This is a genomic window from Kitasatospora sp. NPDC127111 (genome assembly GCF_042677465.1).
GTDB lineage: Bacteria > Actinomycetota > Actinomycetes > Streptomycetales > Streptomycetaceae > Kitasatospora.
In genome coordinates, this window is the sequence record NZ_JBHXTG010000004.1 from 12,130 (window position 1) to 31,179 (window position 19,050).

Genomic DNA, 19,050 nt, shown 5'->3' on the forward strand with positions numbered 1-19,050 from the left:
GTGCGGCGTCCCCCGTCCCCGACCAACGCCGCCCCGCCACTCGGGGCGGCTCCGGAAGGTCCCAGAACCGATGCGCCGCTCGGCCCTCACCCCACCGGACACCACCACCAACCCGGCCGGGACCCGGCCCGACTGGTTCCGCCGCCCGAAGGACTCCGGTGCCGAGACGGCGCCACCGCACCCGGGCCACCGGCCCGCCATGCCCCGGCCCGGACGGCGGCGGCTGATCACCGCGCGCCAGCTCCGAGGGGCCCTGCCGGCCGCAGTGCGCAAGCTCCACCCGCACACCATGGCGAAGAACCCCGTCATGCTGGTGGTCGAGACCGGCTCCGCCCTCACCACGCTCACCGCCGTCGTCCACCCGAGCGTGTTCGCCTGGATGATCAGCTTCTGGCTCTGGCTCACCGTGCTGTTCGCCAACCTCGCCGAGGCGGTGGCGGAGAGCCGGGGCAAGGCCCAGGCCGACTCGCTCCGGCAGGCCCGGACCGGCACCGTCGCCCGCCGGCTGACGCACTGGCGGGTCGGCATCCGCGATCACCGCCACGAGCCCATCCCCGCCGAGCAGTTGCTGCTGCACGACATCGTGCTGGTGTCGGCCGGCGAGGTGATCCCGCGCGACGGCGAGGTCGTCGAGGGCGTCGCGGCGGTGGACGAGTCCGCGATCACGGGCGAGTCCGCGCCGGTGATCCGCGAGTCCGGCGGCGACCGGACCGGCGTCACCGGCGGCACCCGCGTCCTCTCCGACCACCTGGTCATCCGGATCACCTCCCGGCCAGGGCAGAGCTTCATCGACCGGATGATCACCCTCGTGGAGGGCGCGAACCGGCAGAAGACCCCGAACGAGATCGCCCTCAACATCCTGCTCGCCTCGCTGACCATCGTCTTCGTCCTCGCCGTGGTCTCACTCCAGCCGATGGCGATCTACGCCAACTCCCCGCAGACGACCATCGTCCTGGTCGCGCTGATGGTCGCGCTCATCCCGACCACGATCGGCGCCCTGCTCTCCGCGATCGGCATCGCCGGCATGGACCGCCTCGTCCAGCGCAACGTCGTCGCCCTCTCCGGGCGCGCCGTCGAGGCCGCCGGCGACGTCGACGTCCTGCTGCTCGACAAGACCGGCACCATCACCCACGGCAACCGCCGCGCCACCGCCCTGCACCCCTTCCCCGGCGCCACGGTCGAGCAGCTCGCCGAGGCCGCCCAGCTCGCCTCGGTCGCCGACGAGACCCCGGAGGGCCGGTCGATCGTCGAGCTGACCGACCGCCAGTACTGGGTGCCGCCGCGCGCCGAGGGCGAACTGGGCGAGCAGACCGCCGTCCCGTTCACCGCCCAGAGCCGGATGAGCGGCGTCGACCTGCGCCGGCCCGACGGCACCGGCTGCCTGGTCCGCAAGGGCGCCGCCAACGCCGTCGCCCGCTGGGTGGTCCACTCCGGCGGGCGGCTGCCGGTCGAGGCCAAGCCGCTGGTCGACCGGATCTCCGCCGCGGGCGGCACCCCACTGCTGGTGGCCGTCCACGACCGGCACGGCGCCCGGGCCCTCGGCGTGATCGAACTCAAGGACGTCGTCAAGGAGGGCATCGCCGAGCGCTTCGCCGACCTGCGCCGGATGGGCATCCGCACCGTCATGGTCACCGGCGACAACCCGCTCACCGCGCGCGCCATCGCCGCCGAGGCGGGTGTCGACGACTACCTCGCCGAGGCCACCCCCGAGGACAAACTCGCCTACCTGAAGAAGGAACAGGCCGCCGGGAACATGGTCGCCATGACCGGCGACGGCACCAACGACGCCCCCGCCCTCGCCCAGGCCGACGTCGGCGTCGCGATGAACACCGGCACCCCGGCCGCCAAGGAGGCCGGCAACATGGTCGACCTCGACTCCAACCCCACCAAGCTGATCGAGATCATCCGGGTCGGCAAGCAACTCCTCATCACCCGAGGCGCGTTGACCACCTTCTCGATCACCAACGACGTCGCCAAGTTCTTCGCGATCATCCCCGCGATGTTCGCCGGCGCCTACCCCGGCCTGCACCGCCTCAACATCATGGGCCTGCACAGCCCGACCTCCGCCATCGCCTCCGCGATCATCTTCAACGCCCTGATCATCACCGCCCTGATCCCGCTCGCCCTGCGCGGCGTCCGCTACCAGCCCGCCAACGCCACCGACCTGCTCCGCCGCAACCTGCGCGTCTACGGCCTCGGCGGCCTCGTCCTGCCCTTCCTCGGCATCAAGACCATCGACTTGCTCGTCCAGTTCGTCCCCGGCCTCGACTGACCACCCGCCCGCCGTCAAGGCCTCGTGAAGGACCGGGCCCAGCCGTCAGGGCGCCGTCATCGGCCCTCCGGCCGGCCCGGCAGGGCGTTCATGGTGAACCATCGGGGTCCGGAAGGCGTCCGAGCTGCAGCGGAGCCCGGCCGAGACAGCCTGGTCATCTCGGCCGGGAAGATCTCGGGCGGGCGAGGCAGGCGGCTTCGGCCCAGGTCATCGGTGGGCCTGCACCGATGGGCACGGGCGCCTCACCCAGGACCAGAACCCAAACGTCCGAAACGTCCGTGACAGGCCGGCCAGGACCCGAGGTCGAGTCCCGGCCGGCCTGTCACACACCAGACTTGTACGATCTTTTGTGCGAGTTTAAGGCCCCGTCCTGTTCGAATCGGTTGAACCCGAACCCGAACGTGAATCCGGCGTCGGGCAGAAGCAGTTCACCGGCAGCAAGCCGGGCGCCGGGACGGCGTGACCCTCAGGGTCAGAACCTGGTCGTCACGGTGGCGCCGGTGACGGCGGTGGTGGCGTGGAGGGTGATGTAGTTCCAGCCGGCCGGGGGGTTGGGGATCGTGAGGGTGTGCGGGCCGTCGCCGGTGGCGGAGGCGGTGTTGGCGGTGCTGTCGGCCCAGGTGGTGGGGTTGTAGTAGAGGTCGGTGGTTCCGGTGCCGGGGGTGGTCGTGATGGTGAGGCTCTTGGTTCCGGCGGGGATGTCGAGGTAGAGGTAGGTGTTGTCTCGGGCGGCGGCGGTGAGGTTGGATCGGCTGCAGTTCTGCGCCAGGCGGCGGGGGTCGTCGGCGGTGCACTCGGCGGTCGAAGCACCGACCGCGACCGTCTGGTCGGCGGTCGCGGTGGCGCCGGCCTTGTCGGTGACGGTCAGCCGGACGTGGTAGCTGCCCGGCTTGGCGTAGGTTTTGGTCGGATTGGCATCGGTGGAGGTGGTGCCGTCGCCGAAGTCCCACTTGTGAGCGGTGATCGCTGCGGAGTCTTCGGTGGTGTCGGTGAGCGTGACGTTCAGGCCGTTCGCCTTGGCGGTGAAGGTGGCGGTGAGCGGCTTGCCGGGGGCGTTGCACGCGCCGGCGGCGCATTCCTTGAGCCACTTGGCCCAGTCGGCGTCGTAGCTGGTGCCGATGGACTTGATCAGGCCGAGTGCGGCCTTGTAGTCACCGGATCGGTAGTGGCCGAGCAGGGTGTCGATGTCGGAACGGTGCTTCTCCATCATGTAGCGCACCGCGAGGTAGCCCCAGGGGTAGATCCGGTCGGTGCCGCTGCTGTAGGTGTTGGCGAAGATGGTGCTGAGCGGGTAGCTGCCCTTGGCCGCGTCGGCGACCGCCGCGGTGTCGGTCACGCCACGGTAGCCGTAGGACTCGTACTCGGCGAAGCCTTCGATCCACCAGATGGTGCCGGGGACGGCGGTCGTGGCGGCGAAGTCGCCGGCGGTGTTGAAGCGGCCGTCCAGGTAGTGGGTGTACTCGTGGTTGAGGTTCCAGATCTGGAAGCCCGGGCGCAGCCAGTCGGCTTCGTAGGCGACGAACCGCGCGTGGTTGTCGGGCTTGGAGGGGTCGCCTTCCTCGTAGATGCCACCGTTGTTGGTGTCGACGCCGAAGATGACGTTGGCGTAGGTCTGGTAGTCGCTGGTGGAGTGGAAGACGTCCACCTCCATGGCGCTGTTGTGGTCGTTGGGCAGTGGGCCGGGGTCCTTGGCGAGCTGGTGGAAGTAGGCGTTCTCGCCGGTGAGGCTGTCGCAGGTGCTGAGCAGCTGCTCCTTGGTGAGCGCCTGGGTCACGATGTGGATCGTGCCGCACTGGTGGTCGATGGTCAGCACGGCCTTCTTGAGCCGGTTGGGGAGGTCGCAGGTGCCGTAGTCGGAGCAGTTGTTCTGGTCGTTGTCGTTCGCCTGGGCGGCGATGCCCACCCAGAGGGGGGCGGTGGGGCCGGTCATCGAGGACTTGGCCAGCAGGTTCTTGATCATCGGGCGGACGGTGGGGGTCAGGGTGCGGTCCTGGAGGAACCGGGCCAGCTCGGTGCCCGCGTTGGACGCCAGGTAGCTCTGCGGTCCGCCCAGGAGGCCGAGGTTGTTGTTGGCGAAGGTCTCGAGGGTGGTGAGGATGGAGGGGTCGGCTTCGGTGGCGGTGACGAAGTCGGGGTTCTGGTGGCCGCGGAAGAGGACGGTGTAGACGTTGTTGACCGCGGTCAGCATGTTGTACGAGTTGTTGTACGAGCTGTTGTAGCCGGTGAGCAGCTTCTTGAGGACGGACAGGAAGCGCGCGTTCTGGCTGGCGCTGTCGATCAGGGTGACGGCTTCCGAGAGGACGGCGCCGTTGGCGTCGGTGGCGTCCAGGCTGTGGGCGTTGGCGTAGAAGGAGTCCAGGGCGGACTGGATCGCGGTCCGCAGAGCGCTGCCGTAGCCACCGACGTCGGACTTGTGGTTCCACTGCACGTAGTAGCCGGCCCGGAGGTAGAGCACGAGTTCCAGGACGTGGGTGCTGTTGTCCCCCGGGTAGCTGCGGGAGGCGGCGGCCAAGGCGTTCGCCACCGTGGTCATCTGCGACTCCTGGAAGGCCAGGTGTGCGTCTGAACCGGTGAGGTTGAACAGGCCGTTGATGCAGTCCGGGCCGGCGGACTGGATCGCCTGGATCAGGGCGCCGCCCGTGTTCGCGGTGAAGGCGCTGGTGGAGCAGGCGGCGCTCGCGTTCGGGCTGCCCGCTTCTCCGGTCGTTGCCTTCGACTTTGCCGCGGCGGGCGTTGTCGGGCTGCCGTAGGTCTGGTGCTGCGCCTCGTTGTTGGACGGCAGAGGCCGACGGTCCTTGGGACGCACCCGCTTCGTGTCGTCCTGGACGGCGTCGGTGGCCGACTGGGGTGCCAGACCCGGGCTGGGAGCGTCGGTCTTGGCTTCGGGGGACGGGCTGGTGAGCCCCGCCTGGGCGTTGCCCGGCCCGTTGGCGGCGATCCCGACCCCGGCGGTCAGCGCGAGGGCGGCGGCTATCAGGAGCTTGGGCAGCTTGTTGCGGGCGTGTGCGGCTTTCATGGGTTCTCCTGGTGTGGGGGCAGCACCGTGCAGCGCGGCCTCGCGGGGAGGCTGCGCTCTTCGAGGTGATGCTCGTCAATTCGTCCGGCACGGTCGGCCGGTGTCGGTTGTGGGGCACCGAGTCGATGGCTGGTCCTGGCCGATCGCAGACTCGGCGATGAGTCGACTGACAGTCAGTTCGGGGATCGTCCGTGGCGGGACAGGGCGCCGCCGTTGACGCTCGCCGCTACCGAAGTTCCCACCGGTACAGGGCCGTTGTCGCGCCCGCGTACCGCTCGTTTGCCGGTCATGTGCTCTCCTCGTCGGCAGATGGGGGTGGTTTGCCGCCGACGTATGGGAGATCGGGCACGGGGCTGCGGATAACGGAAAGTGCGGGAGGTCTTCAGGAGGGCTGGACGCGGGCGCCCGGCCCGAAGCGCTCGACCGCAGGTGGGAGGCGGTTTGGTGCGGTGTCAACTTCTGCGCCGTGAAGGCCGATCTCGCGGATGGCGTCACTGGCCGTGAGGCGGTTCGCCACGTCGAGTGGCCGCCACCGCTGAACGTTTTCGGAAGGAGGGTCTCCGCTTCCATAACACAACGTGATAGAAAACTGGGAGCTACCGCAGGCATCGATCGATCCGGACGATAGCGTGCACGCTCCCCGCACCGCGGCAGTAGCCGGCCGTGCGCGGGAGCACTCAGGACACCCTGCTGACCACCCGTGAGGGGAAGGCCAGCCGGGCTCGTCACCGGATCGATCTCTTCGGAGGCTCCCGTGGAACCCTCAGCCAGACGCCGGCGCACGCTGCCGGCAGTGCTCGTGCTCGTCCTGGCCGCCGCCGTGCTGGCCCTGGCCGTCGTCCCCGTCCAACCCGCCCGCGGGAACAACCGGAGCGCCTCCGCATGTGCGCTGCGGGGGACGACCGGGTACACCGACGAGGGCCAGCAGACGGACTACGCCCGGTTCCAGGACCCGATCGGCACCAAGCGCATCGGCTTGATCTACGTCGATTTCCCGGACGCCGGCGGCACTTCCCTGCCCCTCACGTCCTACTACGACACGCTGAAGGGCGCCAAGGACTGGATGCGGAACGCCTCTTACGGCAAAACCACGCTGGACATCCAGGTCCCGTACGCCAACTGGGTCCGCATGCCGAAGAACTCCACCGCCTACAACTGGGAGCGCGGCTTCTCCTGGTCGACGCACCAGGTCTACGTGAAGGACGCGCTCACCGCCGCGGCCAACGCCGGAGTCGACCTCTCCCGGTACGACATGTTCTACGTCGTACCGACCGCCACCGCGAGCGCGATCAAGCACTCCCCGACCTTCGTCCAGGACCCCGCCGCCCCCACCTGGGTCCGGAACCCGCAGACGGGCAGCTGGGTGCTGATCCACTGGGCGGTGACCTTCGGCCAGGACATGTGGACCTGGGGTTACAAGGTCGCCGACCACGAGACCAGCCACACCTTCGGCCTGCCCGACCTGTACGCCTTCGACGGCGATCTGAACCAGTACGTCGGGGGCTGGGACCTCATGGGCAGGATCTCCGGCCCGGCCCCGCTGTACTTCGGCTGGCAGGCGTGGAAGTTCGGCTGGATCACCGACAGCCAGGTGTCCTGCCTGGACACGGCGAACACGTACTCCACCACGCTGACCGGGCTGGAGTACGGGGGCAACGGCTACCGGCTGGCGGTGATCAGAACCAGCCCCACCACCGCCTACGTCGCCGAGTCCCGCAAGGCCGCCTACAACGACTCCAACGCCTGCGCCACCGGCATCGTCATCTACCGGGTCGACACCTCCGTCACCACCGGCAGGGGGCCGATCCGCGTGGTCAGCAACCCCAACGCAGCTGCGCCCACCGGGAACTGCACAACGCTGGACATGCAGACCTGGCACCCCGGCCAGTGGTTCCAGGACGACACCGCGCGCATCCGGATCTACGTGAACGCCTCCGACGCGTCCACCGACACGGTCTGGACCTACAAGTGGTGACCGGCTAGCGCCGGAAACGCTTCAGAGGCACGACACCGCTCACCAGGCCGCTGCAGTGCCCGGCGGCGGTGCGGCGGCCTGGTGGCGTGCGAGCCAGCACCGGCTCGGTGGCGATCGGCTCGACCACGCCCCTTGGAGGGAGCGCAAGCTCGACGACACGGTCGTGACGCGACCGCCCGGCAGTAGCGGTGATCGTTCGAGACCCACGGCCGCGCCGCCCGGCCCTCTCCTCCCGGTGCACACCATGGTCGAGGACAAGCGGCTCGGCCGCCGGGTGGGGGTGCAGCTCGGCGGCCGAGCCGGCCTGGCGACGGACCGGCGGGACCTGCTCGCCGCGAGCGACACTTGGTGCTGGTCGTCGGGCTGCCCGCCGCGGACGGCGCCGTCCATTTCACGATGAGCGCGGCCACGCCCCGCACCTGCTCGCGGAGCGCCGCCGCGCTTTCTCCGTGCGGACGGCACCGCACCGCACCGCACCGCACCGCACCGCACCGCACCGCACCGCACCGCACCGCACCGCACCGCACCGCACCCGGCAGGCTCCCACGCCGGTCAGCCCATGGTGAACAGAAAGCTGCCGGAATGGTAGTAATCGGGCAGGTGGACAAGGGACGATCCAACGCGCGGTGGGTCGGTGTTCGGCCAGTTCTGCGGGCCGAACAGATGGGAGGCGTAGTCGCTCGACGGGACCGGCGGTACGAACCACAGCCGGACTGCGCCGGATGTGGCGTCCGGCTCGAAACGCCACAGCTGCTGCGTGCGGACCGGACCGGACAGGCAGCCTCGGAGCACGACCATGACGAGGTTCCCGCCGGAGGTGGTCCCGTCCAGGCACGTTCCCGTGTCCGCGTTGCGGAGCTGGTAGGTGTCCCGATCGGCCGCGATGCGCTCCCAGCGCTGGGACGCCTGGCCGGTGCACTGCTGGAGTTGCAGCGGGCTGCCGGCGCTCCGATCGGTGATTCCGACGCAGAGCCCCGAGCTCCGGTTGACGAGGGGGAGGCCGACGGGCTCAGGCGGTGGCGGGGCGACGACCAGGGTCGGTGGTGGGGTCGACGGGGTGGGAGACGGAAGGGCCGTCACCGAGGCGGTCGGCTTGCGGGGAGACGGGGAGGCCGACGGGGTGGCCGACGGCGAGGCCGCCTCCGAGGCCGACGGCGAGGCCGCCTCCGAGGCCGACGGCGAGGCCGCCTCCGAGGCCGACGGCGAGGCCGAGATGTCCACCGGACTCGCGCTCGGGGAACTCGTGGGGAATGCCGATCCCGCGGAGGACGCGAGCGGGAGGGCGCCGACCAGCGGAGGGTGTGTCTCCGCGGCGTCCACGGTGGTGAGAGCCACCCCGGCGATGACCAGCGCCGCCACCACGGCGGCGAAGGCCACCGGTGCACGTCCCCCACCGGGGCGCCGACCGTCGGTGTGCGGCGGACGCACTCGAGTGCCGGGCGAGGACCGTGGTACGGCTGTCGACGGCGGCCGGGAGGAGGCCGCGACCACCGGCAGCGCCGAGGACGACGGCTCTCCCGTCCACAGCAGCAGTCCCCGGAGCAGAACCGGCCGCTGCCAGATGTCGATGGCGACGAGCTCCGCCCGGGCGTGACCACAGCTCTCACACCACGAGAGGTGGTGATCGAGCCTCTTGGTGTCGTCGGCGACACCGCGCCGAACGTAGTCCCCCAGGGCGGCGGTCAGGTGGCGGCAGGGCCGATGAGGGACTCGCGAGGCGTACACCTGCAGATAGGCGTCGTAGAGGATCTCTCTGGTCGGCGCATCCGGCTCAGGTCGAGGTGTCGACGGGTAACCGGTCGACTCCTCGAGACAGCCCCACAGTGCCACCTGCTGACGATCCGAAAGACTCCGGAACGCGCGCAGGAGGAACGAGTCCGCTTCCGCCGCGGCGACCGCCGCACGCGCCGACGGGACCGCCGGATCCGGCTGGGGCAGACCGTTCAGCCAGGCGACGAAGCCGGGGCTCAGCGCCGCTTCGCGTCCGCTGTCCGCCCAACCGGCCGCGACTCTCCTCACCTCGGCCAGGAGGTGCGGCCGCCAGCTCTCCGTCGGTCCGGCGTCGGTGTGGACGGCTTCCAGGGTTCGCTCGAAGGACTCCTCCACGAGCTTCTCCGCGGCTTGGTCCTCCCCGCAGAACAGGCTGGCGTAGGTCCTCACCGCACCTGCATGGCGGTGCGTCACTTCCTCGAGTGCCGAACGACCCCGTGCGTGTCCTCCTCGGATCAGGCGTGCCACTTCGACATCTGCGGCCACGTCATTCACCGAGTCCGGCATCTCTTCTCCTCTGTGTGCCCCGCGGGGGTTTGCGGTCGAACGGTCACCGCGCGATGCGGCAAGGGGGGCGTGAACGCCACAGGCCGTAAATAGGAACGCCACGGGCGCGGACGCCCCGGAAGCGCGGTAGATGCTGACATCGCACTCGGACGTCCTGCCGAACGAGCGCCGCGACACCGCCCCCTGGCGACTCTTCGACCTGCCGGTAGAGGATGTTGGCCGCGATGAACTTCCACGTCAAGGCCCTGTGGCAAGGCGAATGTGATGACAGCTCAGATATTGCAAGACAATCTGTCAACAACATGCATCAGGAATGGCCATGGAAAGAGAGGTCAAGACGATCCGACGCCCCCGAACTCATCGACACGACTCGACCGTGATCAAGCCGGTGCCGGCCAGGCAGCCGTCGACCACATCCGGGCGGTACTGGATCTGCTTGAGTCTGCGCTGCGGCAAGGTTGCCGATGTCGCGCACCGCTGTGGATGCTCGCGGTCCTGGAGCACCAAGCCCCCACCGAAGCGTCGTAAGCGCCTGACGATGCCCGCTCGATGGTGAGAGGGTGGATGGGTCGGAGTACCCATGGGTCAACTGATCGGTGAACAGGGTGATGTGACGTTAAGTCGGTCGGGGCGGTGGCGATATCGGCGCGGACCGTCGATGGGGAGGACGTCTCTGGCGACCTGCGGAGGTGGCTCAGCCGCCAGCCCGAACTACGTGGGGCCGTCAGGCGGGACGACAGTGCCGAGCCGCCGCCCGGTACGATGGGCAGCACCGGAGATCTGCTTCTCGCGGTGCTCGCCCCTGGCGGTGTCGCCGCCGTTCTCGCGACCGCGGTGGTGACCTGGGTCCAGAACCGCCGCGGCGGCCAGAGCGTCGCGGTGACGGTCACCAGGCCTGACGGCGGCCAGGTGACGGTGGCCTCGGACAGCGTCCGTCCGATGAGTCCTGAGCAGCTCGCCGAGCTCACCCGTCGGATCGCGGAGGCCATTGAACCCGCGCCTCCCGCAGCCGGGCGGGCGCCGGCCGCCGTGACGCCGCCCACCGGCCACGAGCTGCCGCCCGCGCGGGATTGACGGCCGTGACATCGCCCTTGACGTACCCCTCCGAGGGCTTCGGGGTGTCCGGAGCGCGGGCGGTGGTCGTCGGCACGGCCCGTCACACGGCGGCCGCGCCGAACGGGACCGTCGACCTGCCGCGTCTGCCGGATCTTCCCAGTGCCGCCACCACCGCCTGTGACATGGCTGCCACCCTGGTTGAGGCCTGTGGCATGACACCCGAACAGGTCACCCTGCTGGTGGATCCGTCGACGGGCGGTGAGGTGGTCGCCGTGGTCGAGGAGGCCGTCGCCGAGGCGCGCGGCCCGGTGTTGTTCTACTTCGTCGGGCACGGCGTTCTGAGTACCAGTGAAGAGCTCTACGTGGCGACCAGCGCGAGTACCGGGGCCGGCCGGGTTGCCGGAGCAGTGCACTTCCGCACCATTCGGGACGTGTTGAGCGGTTGTCCCCATCCGACGGCCGTGATCCTGGACTGCTGCTTCTCCGGTCTCGCCGATGTCGGCGGTGGGCTCCGCCGCGACCCGTTCGTCTCGGCCCGCCCGCGAGGCAGTTTCCTGCTGACCTCCGCCTCGGGCTACGACCGCTCGTACGCACCCGAGGGCCGGCGGCACACCCGATTCAGTGGCGAACTCCTGCGGCTGATCCGCGAGGGACACCCCGGCGCGCCCGCCCGGTTGACGCTCGAGGCTGTCTATATCCGGCTCGACCAGCTGTTCGCGAACACCGATGTCCGCCCGCACCGGCAGAGCTCGGACAGCGCCGGCCAACTCGTGCTGGCCCGGAACCGGGCGTACCCCCTTTCGCCGCCGGCCGACCGGGACCAAGAACCGGCCCGCAACGATGGTTCCGTCTGCCCCTACCCGGGGATGGAGGCATTCCGGCCGGAGGAGTGCCAGTTCTTCTTCGGTCGGGAGGAACTGGTCGAGCGCCTCCTGGCCGAGGTGCTCCGTCCCGAAGGGGTCGCCCTTGGGGACGACGGCCCCGAAGAGGAGCCGGCATCGCCGGTCATGCTGGTCGGCGCGTCCGGCGCGGGCAAGTCGTCGATTCTGCGGGCCGGCCTGCTGCCAGCGCTGGAGCACCGTTACGGCGCCGACCCCGCGACTCCCTGGCCCGCTCTGCTGCTGGAGGCTCCGGGCTCGCGCCCGTTGCGGGCGCTGGCAACCCGCTGGGCGCAGATGGTGAACCGGCCGACGGCCGATCTGGAGAACGAGTTGGGCGCGGGCGCAGTGCCCCCGGGCTGCCCCGTCCTGCTGGTCGACCAGTTCGAGGAGGTCTTCAGCCTGTGCCGGGACGAGCAGGAGCGGAGCCGCTTCATCGCCGTTCTGTCCGGGGCCAGCGCCGCCGGTGTGCGTGTGGTGATCGCCCTGCGTGCCGACCGGTACGACAGCTGTCTGGATCATCCGGAGTTGGTCAGGGCGCTGCGCAGACGTCAAGTGATCGTCCCGCAGATGAGTGAGGACGGCCTGCGGGCGTCGATCGAGGGGCCAGCCGCTCTGACCGGCCTGGTACTGGAGCAGGGTCTTGTGGATCTGCTGCTGCGCGACGTGGGACAGGGCGGTGACCCTTCCCTCGGTTCGGCGCTCCCATTCCTTTCACACGCGTTGCGTGAGACCTGGGTACGGAGGTCCGGCCGCACTCTCACGCTTGCGGGGTACGCCGCCACCGGGGGGATCTGGGACTCGTTGACCCACACCGCCGAGACGATCCACGACGACCTGGACGAGGAGGGCCGCGCCCTTCTGCGTGACCTGATGCTGAGCATGGTCCAACTGCCGGACGGCCGGGAGGAGGCGGTGCGTCGGCAGGCCCGGCTGCGTGTACTGCGGGAAGGCAGGTCGCACCAGCAGCGGGCTTCACTGTCACTGCTCCTGGACCGGCTGGCGGCCGCCCGGCTGGTCACCGTCGGCCGCGGCGGTGCCGAACTCACGCACGAGGCCCTACTGCGCGCTTGGCCTCGACTGAGGGATTGGATCACAGCGGATCGGGATGACCTGATCAAACGTCAGAAACTCTTGTCGGACGTTCAGTTGTGGGAGGACTCCGACCGGGACCCGGCCTACCTGTACGTCGGAACCCGCCTGGCGGCCGCGGTCGAATGGGCCGCCGACGAACGGGCGGCGCGGCTGCTGCGTGCCGTGGACCAACAGTTCCTGCAGGCCGGCCAGGCCAGGGAACGGACCACGAAGGCGCGCGATCTCCGCCGGGTCCGGGTACTGCGGCGCATGCTCGGCGCGGTCGCGGTGGCGCTCTGCCTCGCCCTGGCAGCCGCCTACCTCGCCCGACAGCAGCAGCTGACGGCGCAGGAGCAGCGTCAGGCCGCCACTGCCCGGGTGCTGGTCTCCGACGCCCGCGACCTCCGGGACGTCCAGCCAGAGAACGCCATCGCGATGGGGCTTGCGGCCGTCCGGCTGGATCCCGCCCCGCACACCCGGGCCGGCCTGACCGAGACACTCGCGCAGTCGCGCTTCCTGGGTGCCCACGAGGAACGGCCCGGCGACTACATCGACGAGTCGGCGTTCAGTCACGACGGCCGGCTGCTGGTGGGCGTCACCCGGACCGCCGTCGTCCTATGGGACGTCGCCGATCCCGTTCACCGGCGCCGGCTGACGGAGGTTCCCGTGGACCGGCAGCGGGTCACCGGCTTCGTCTTCAGCCCCGACGACCGGACACTTGCCGTGCTGGAGAGCAGCGGCGACCCCGCCTGGGTCAAGACGGTGACCCTCTGGGACCTCGCCGATCCGGCCGGGCCCGTCAGGACCACGGCACTGGAACCCGCGCTGACCGAGGGGGCGGACAGCGTTTCGTTCAGCCGGGATGGCGCGATGATGGCCGTCGTCGGGAGCGTGAAGGGTACGGAGTGCGGCACGCTGACGCTCTGGGACCTGCGCGACCGTACGAAGCCGGTCAGAGTGTCCCGGGTGTCTGACCTCTACGACTGCGACACCGTATCGCTGAGCCCGGACGGCCGCACGCTCGTGATCGGCGACGGCATGATCAAGTTCAGCGGTGACGTGCCTGACCCGGACTCGATCGTCAAGCGCTCCGGCATGACCGTCTGGGACGTCTCCGATCCCAGCCAGCCGAGGCGGCTGAAGCGAATCGACGGCTGGTCCGCCGGGCTGGTGTTCAGCGCGGACGGCCGTCTGCTGGTGACCCGTTCCGGAAGGCGCGTGCGGCTGTGGGACATGGCCGACCCGACCGGCCCCCGGGCGCTGGCCACCGTGGCCGAGCACGTAGACGACGTCTCGGCGTTGCGGTTCAGCCCCGACGGCCGGCGGCTTGCGAGTGGGGACAGCGTGGGAACCGTCATGGAGGTCGACGTGACGGACCCGGCACACCCCCGGGTGGCCGCCACCGTCACCAACCGGGAGACGCCCGTCGAAGGCCTGGCCTACAGCCCTGACGGCCGGACCATCACGGCGCTGGACAGCCGAAACAACCTGACCGCCTGGGACGTCGGCAAGCGCGCTGCGCCCACCCTCCTCGGGCGCGCGGACCTCGGATCGACCGGGCACGGGATCGCGTTCACCCCGGACGGACGGTTTGCGGCTGTCGGCACCGCCGTGGAGACCGTCGAGCTGTGGGACATCTCAGACCCACGGCACCCGCGGGCGGCGGCCACGCTCACCGGTCACAACAGGATGGTCGAGACCGTGGCGTTCAGCCCCGACGGCACCATGCTGGCGAGCGGCGCGGTGGACGAGACCATCCTCTGGGACGTCACCGACCGCGCCGCCCCGCGCCTCGCCGTCACTCTGCCCGGTGTCCGGGGTAACGCCTCGGTCGGCTTCACCCCGGACGGGACGACGCTGATCACGTCCGGGGCCGAGAACCCGTTCGCGTCCGGCACCTCGGTGGTCTGGGACGTCAGGAGCCGCACCCGCCCGGTGGCCGCGTACACCCTGGAAGGGGCCAGCGCGACCGCCCCCGTCCGGATCAGCCCGGACGGTCGGCTGCTGCTCGTCCCGCTCGACACCGGTGGGAACTTCACCAAGCCCATGTCGGCGGTGTTCCGCCGGACACCGGAGGGCGGATGGACGGCGGTCCAGGACGACGGGCATCCTTATGGTGTCGGCCGGGGCGCCTTCAGCCCGGACAGCCGGACGCTGGCCGTCACCGAGAGCGGCGCGGCCGTCGTCCTGTGGAACCTCGCCAACCCCGACAGACCCAAGGAGGCTGCGCGACTGGCCGACATCAGGGACAGCGAGGCGGTGGCGTACCACCCAGGAGGCAAGCTGGTGGCAGCTGCGAGTTCCACCGGCGCGATCGCCGTCTGGAACGTCGAGGCTCCCGCCCAGGCCTTCCTGGTGGCACGGCTGAGCATGCCGACGGGCGGAGAGGTCGGCTTCAGCCCGGACGGGCGGTTGCTGGTGGGTGTGTCGGACCAGACACTGCAGGTCTGGGAACTGGGCGACTTTCCCGCCCTCGCGGCCGATCTCACCGAGTTCGCCTGCCGTCGGCTGAGCGGTCCGATTCCCGACGAGCTGTGGAAGAGGCACGCCCCGGGCGTCGCACAGCCGAAGCTCTGCTGACCGGGCGCGGCTCAGCTTCCCTTCGCTCGGACCGGCGGGCTGAGCCGCCGAGCCGGTTGACGCGGGAAGTCGCCCGTGCCAAGTCAGAGCGCTCGGTCGTGCCAGGCGTCCCGCTTGAGCTTCGCCTCGCCTTTGTGCTGGTTGTCTGTGGTTGCCCAGTAGGGGTGGGCGTGCAGTTCGGCGGCGATCGCGGTGAAGGTGTGGTGCGTGTTTCCGGGGTGGGTCGGCGGCCCAGGGGGCTTGGGCGGTCAGGCGCGCGCCGAGGTTGGCGGCCGATCGGTGGCCTTGGGGGCCCGGGCGTGAGCGCAATCAGCTCAGGTCAGCAAAAGTCAGCATCAGTCCGAGTACACCCTCACAAACACGCGCGCACTTGAGAGCTCCCGCCCTGGCACGCCGAACCCGTACCACTCCCGCGAGCAGGTTCGGTGGGCGACCGCGCTCGGGCAAGTCGCTACTCTGAGCTTTTCTACTCGCACTATTCACCCCGATATCATCCGGTTGCCGGAGGGAGGACATGGCTCTGCGTGTGCGGTCAGGACGGCAGGGTGATCGACTGGGCGTGGTGGAAGACGTTCTTGTCGTCCCAGGTCTTCTTGGTCTTCTGCAGGCGGGTGTAGTTGTGCTTGTAGTACAGCCGGGGATAGACGGGGTTCTTCTGGCCGACCGTGCCGAGGTCGGTGTCGGGGTAGTTGACGTAGGCGCCGTCCGTGTCGGTGTCGATCTCCGGAATGCCGTGGGTGGCCTTGTAGACGTCCTGGTAGAGGCCGCGTAGGTAGTCGAGGTGGAGGGAGTCCTTGGCCGGGTCGGTCCAGTACGTCTGGTACTGGAGCTTCAGGATCGAGTCGCGTTGCGGGATGGCTGCCTCGGTGGGATTGCGCGCGTTGATCCGGCAGCCGTAGGAGTCGATCTGGACCAGGGTCTGACCGAACTCTCCCTCCGGGTCGGGCTTGGTCAGCCACTCCCAGAAGCTGTCGATCTGCCGGGTGGTGAAGGTCGTGCGGTGGTAGGCGGACTTGTACTTGCCGCGTTGGTTGTCGCCGGAGCCGTTGAGCGTCATGGTGGCCTGGAACCACGGCATCTGACGGCGCTTGTCCGGGAACGGCAGGAACAGGCCGCCCGCGCTGAAGGTCTGGACCGTGGCCTTGGTTTTCATCCCGGCCTCCATCGCGGCCAGGAAATGGTCCAGCGGGGCGGGATCGTCCTCGTCCCACTGGCTGAGCAGGACGACGTTGCCGTTCGACCGGTGGGTGAGTTTGAGGATGGAGAACAGCCCCCGGTAGACCGTCTCGTCCTTTCCGCTGTGCGCGGCGAAGAAGGCGCCGAAGTTCTTCACCAGCCGGTGGAAGTCCTCCGGCTCCTTGATCAGGTCGCCCCACGCCCACGCGACGTTGCTCAGCCAGACCCGCGGCGGCGGCTCGGGGATGTCGTGGCGGAAGTGGTAGCGCAGCACGACCCCGAAGTTCCCCCCGCCGCCGCCCGTGTGCGCCCAGAAGAGGTCCTGCTCCGGGGAGTCCTTCGGGTCGTCCCGGTGCGCCCTGGTCACCTCCACCCTGCCGCCCCGGACCGTGACCACGTCGACCTGCGCCAGGTGGTCGACCGTCAGGCCGTGCCTCCGGGAGAGCAGCCCGTACCCTCCGCCGCAGATGTGCCCGCCGGCCCCGACCGAGTAGCACGACCCGGCGGGGATCGTGACGCCGTACTTGCGGAACAGGGTGGTGTAGACGTCCCAGTTGGTGGCGCCGCCCTCCACGCAGTAGGTGGAGGCACCGTACTTGTCCGTCGCCGTCCGGACGCCGCGCATGGTGCTGAGGTCGAGGATGACGCCCTTGTCGTTGTCGACGAAGCCCTCGTAGCAGTGCCCGCCACCCCGGATCGTCGGCCGCCGCCCCTGGTCGAGCGCCGTCTTCAGCCCCGTCACCGCGTCGGCCTCGTTCCCGGCCAGCCGGATGTAGGCCGGCGTACTGCTGAACCGCTGGTTGAAGCCCTGGCCGAGCGTCTGGTACCGCGGATCGCCCGGAAACACCGTCTGGCCCTCGGACACCTTGGACCCCTCGGACTCAGCGGGCTCGGCGGCCGCGGGACCGGCGGCCAGACCGAGCGAGGCGGCGGACACCCCGGCGGCGGCCATTCCGGCCGTACCCAGGAATCCCCGTCGGGAGAATTCTTGACGCATGGACAGGACCCACTTTCTCGAACTGAGAAGCTGGCAGCCGCACGCTAGCACGCACGTTTGCCCCTGTGAATCCCTGTACGAATTAATGTGACTGTACGTCCTTTTCGAGAAATGCCTTCCCCGTTCACCGGGAGCCGCATTGTCAGTGACTCGGATGAGTGTTCCGGCACCGCCCACCGGTCACCGGCGACGCACCGTCCGACCCGACGGCCGCCGATCGACGACCGGCCGTCCGCTATGATTTTCTTACACTGCAAGAGTCATCGGGCCGCAACCCTGGAGCAGCCCGGAGAGCACGGAGGAACAGGTCATGGCCAGCGGACGCGGACGCCCGAGGACGGGCCTGACCAGGGAGAAGGTCATCGACGCCGCCCTGGCCTTCGTCGACGAGCACGGGCTCGCGGCCCTGTCCAACCGCAAGCTCGGCGCGGCCCTCGGCGTCGAGGGCATGACGCTCTACTACTACGTGCCCAGCAAGGCGGCACTGCTCGACGGGATGGTGGAACGCCTGCTGGAGCTGTCGGCCGGGGACCTCTTCACCGGCCCCGCGGGGCGGCCGTGGACGGCGGTGATCGGCGACTTCGCCGTCGCCCTGCGCCGGATCCTGCTGGACCACCCGGCGATGCTCACCGTCCTCGCCACCCGCCCGGTCGCCACCCCGGCGGCACTGGGGCTGCTGGAGCGCGGGCTCAGCACGCTGCGCGACGACGGCGTACCGCTCGCCGACGCGCTGGACGTGCTCAACGCCGTGGTCACCTTCACCCTCGGGCACACCCTCGCCGAAGCCGGCGAGACCCCGCACCACGAGGGCACCGAGCCCGACCCGGAGCAGTTCCGCTCGCTGGATCCGGCCGTGTTCCCGCAACTGGCCCACGCCTTCGCCACCGGCGCCGGCCTGGACTCGGAGCAGCGGTTCCACCGCACCCTCCGCATCCTGCTCGCGGGCTTCGCCGCGGAGATCGGCCCCGCCCCCGACACCGCCGAGGGGTAGCCGCTGCCGGTCGAGTCGCCACCCGGGCGGCGGCTCACCCGGGCAGTGGCTCACCGGGCGGCGACGCGGTCGGGCGGCGACTCAGCCGGCGGCGCCGCCGGAAGGGCGCAGTGCCGCCGCGACCAGCCCCTCGATCTCGTCCACCCCGACGCTCCCGCCGCCGACCAGCCGGTCGAAGACCAGTCCGTCCACGCAGGCCAGCAGCGTGGTGGTGCGCCCGTCCGGATCCGCCACGCCCTGGCCGGCGATGAACGCGCGGACGGCGGCGCGGCCGGCGTTCTCGCGCGGGACGAGGATCTCGCGCAGCTCGGGGTCGCGCACGCTCTCCACCGCGCAGGCGTAGCGCGCCAGTGACCGGCGCCGCCCCTCGCCGGTGAGCCGGCGCCCCGTCAGCAGGGCGATCCCCTCGGCGAGTTCGGCGGCCGAGCGTACCGCCACCTGCTCGCCCATGACCTGCAGCTCGCCCTGGTCCAGCTCGACCAGGCGACGGACGAGCGCGGTGAGCAGCGCCTGCCGCGTCCGCAGGTACGCGGACGTGGTGCCGGCGGGCAGCCCCGCCGCCGCGTCCACCGCCCGGTGGGTCAGCCCGCGCACGCCCGCGTCGGCGAGGACGCCGATCGCCGCGTCCGCCAGCAACCTGCGCCGGTCGGCCCCGCGCACCTCGGCCCCCCGCCGGTCGGCCCCGCGCGCCGCCGATCCGCGCCCGCCCGCTCGGCGTCCGTCCGGCTGCCCCTGTCCGTCTGTCCCAGCTTCCCGCA

The 19,050-nt window shown here is 70.3% G+C and carries 9 protein-coding genes; 5 read left to right on the top strand and 4 right to left on the bottom strand.

Going from position 1 to position 19,050, the window contains the following annotated elements; all coding sequences use genetic code 11:
- Nucleotides 1-199: 199 nt before the first annotated feature.
- Entirely contained in the window at nt 200-2,272 is a 2,073-nt protein-coding gene (kdpB, locus tag ACFVHB_RS04230) for a potassium-transporting ATPase subunit KdpB (RefSeq protein ID WP_380315180.1), read from the top strand.
- Between the two features lie 472 nt (nt 2,273-2,744).
- Here the strand turns inward: kdpB and ACFVHB_RS04235 are convergent, their stop codons facing one another.
- Nucleotides 2,745-5,288 (bottom strand): collagenase, encoded by a 2,544-nt coding sequence (locus ACFVHB_RS04235; protein WP_380314787.1) that lies wholly within the window; start codon nt 5,286-5,288, stop codon nt 2,745-2,747.
- 793 nt (nt 5,289-6,081) lie between these two features.
- Here ACFVHB_RS04235 and ACFVHB_RS04240 point away from each other — a divergent pair.
- Nucleotides 6,082-7,263, top strand: a complete 1,182-nt coding sequence (locus ACFVHB_RS04240; protein ID WP_380314790.1) for a M6 family metalloprotease domain-containing protein — start codon at nt 6,082-6,084, stop codon at nt 7,261-7,263.
- A gap of 552 nt (nt 7,264-7,815) precedes the next feature.
- On the opposite strand, the gene ACFVHB_RS04245 is transcribed toward ACFVHB_RS04240, so the two are convergent.
- Complete coding sequence (locus tag ACFVHB_RS04245) at nt 7,816-9,540, bottom strand: RICIN domain-containing protein (RefSeq protein ID WP_380314793.1); 1,725 nt, start codon at nt 9,538-9,540, stop codon at nt 7,816-7,818.
- A gap of 633 nt (nt 9,541-10,173) precedes the next feature.
- Between ACFVHB_RS04245 and ACFVHB_RS04250 the strand changes: the two genes are divergently transcribed.
- Both ACFVHB_RS04250 and ACFVHB_RS04255 read left to right on the top strand, forming a co-directional pair.
- Nucleotides 10,174-10,614, top strand: coding sequence for a hypothetical protein (locus ACFVHB_RS04250; protein WP_380314796.1), 441 nt, complete (start codon nt 10,174-10,176; stop codon nt 10,612-10,614).
- A 62-nt stretch (nt 10,615-10,676) separates the two neighbouring features.
- Nucleotides 10,677-15,128: a hypothetical protein gene (locus ACFVHB_RS04255; protein ID WP_380314799.1), complete on the top strand. Its 4,452-nt coding sequence runs from the start codon at nt 10,677-10,679 to the stop codon at nt 15,126-15,128.
- A 532-nt stretch (nt 15,129-15,660) separates the two neighbouring features.
- Here ACFVHB_RS04255 and ACFVHB_RS04260 read toward each other — a convergent pair.
- Complete coding sequence (locus ACFVHB_RS04260; protein ID WP_380314802.1) at nt 15,661-17,256, bottom strand: FAD-dependent oxidoreductase; 1,596 nt, start codon at nt 17,254-17,256, stop codon at nt 15,661-15,663.
- 355 nt (nt 17,257-17,611) lie between these two features.
- Between ACFVHB_RS04260 and ACFVHB_RS04265 the strand changes: the two genes are divergently transcribed.
- A complete protein-coding gene (locus ACFVHB_RS04265; protein ID WP_380314805.1) occupies nt 17,612-18,292 on the top strand; it encodes a TetR/AcrR family transcriptional regulator C-terminal domain-containing protein in 681 nt (226 codons plus the stop codon).
- A gap of 81 nt (nt 18,293-18,373) precedes the next feature.
- Here the strand turns inward: ACFVHB_RS04265 and ACFVHB_RS04270 are convergent, their stop codons facing one another.
- On the bottom strand, nt 18,374-18,952 hold the full coding sequence (locus ACFVHB_RS04270) for a TetR/AcrR family transcriptional regulator (protein WP_380314808.1): 579 nt from the start codon (nt 18,950-18,952) through the stop codon (nt 18,374-18,376).
- Between the last annotated feature and the right edge of the window lie 98 nt (nt 18,953-19,050).

Coding starts and splice junctions, on each gene's coding strand:
- kdpB (WP_380315180.1), top strand. CDS start 200: ATGCCCCGGCCCGGACGGCGGCGGCTGATCACCGCGCGCCAGCTCCGA.
- ACFVHB_RS04235 (WP_380314787.1), bottom strand. CDS start 5,288: ATGAAAGCCGCACACGCCCGCAACAAGCTGCCCAAGCTCCTGATAGCC.
- ACFVHB_RS04245 (WP_380314793.1), bottom strand. CDS start 9,540: ATGCCGGACTCGGTGAATGACGTGGCCGCAGATGTCGAAGTGGCACGC.
- ACFVHB_RS04260 (WP_380314802.1), bottom strand. CDS start 17,256: ATGGCCGCCGCCGGGGTGTCCGCCGCCTCGCTCGGTCTGGCCGCCGGT.
- ACFVHB_RS04265 (WP_380314805.1), top strand. CDS start 17,612: ATGGCCAGCGGACGCGGACGCCCGAGGACGGGCCTGACCAGGGAGAAG.